A 632-nucleotide genomic window follows, 5' to 3' on the forward strand; every position below is an offset into this window, starting at 1 on the left:
TCCCATGATGGCAATTGCTGGGTCTATGATAATGCCGCGGTTCTTTTCAATGCAACTGTTTATGAAAATGCTAAAATCTATAATGATGCGAAAATCTTTAGAGGTGCCAAGGTGTATGGCAATGCTATCGTTAATGGCAAGGCATTGGTTTTTGATACAACCGCTCATATTTATGATAATGCAAAAATTCATGATAACGCTAAGGTCTGTGGGCATGTTTATGGTTATGCCGTAATTAGTGATAATGCTACTATTTCTAATGGTGCCAAGGTTTATGACAATGCCCGTGTCTATGAAAGTGCCTATGTTTGTGGCTATATTTTTGGCAATGCTCGTATATATGGCAAGTCACGCATTTATGTCTGGGCGCGCGTTTATGATAATGCCCATGTTTTTTGTAATGCCTGGATTAAGGATTATTCAAGTATCTATGGTCATGCCAAGGTTTCTGGATCGGCTCGTGTTGGTTGCTTTGTAAGGATTTATGATCATGCCAAGGTCTATGGCAAATCAAATATTGATCATCATGTGCAAATTTATGGCAATGCTGTTGTCAATAGCCGTGCAAAAATTCGTAATGATATCTGTGATGATAATCAGTCACTAAAAGACGCTGCTTAAATAACGCGTGG

At 38.8% G+C, this 632-nt stretch carries 1 protein-coding gene; it reads left to right on the forward strand.

The annotated features are described in order from the left end of the window. The coding region (locus tag ACFIKD_RS09735) for a hypothetical protein (protein WP_375647948.1) at positions 1-621 on the forward strand (621 nt) is incomplete at its 5' end. Positions 622-632 lie beyond the last annotated feature (11 nt).

Origin of the sequence: Bartonella sp. CR84HXZ, assembly GCF_042194535.1 — a bacterium.
GTDB classification, from domain to species: Bacteria; Pseudomonadota; Alphaproteobacteria; order Rhizobiales; family Rhizobiaceae; genus Bartonella; species Bartonella grahamii.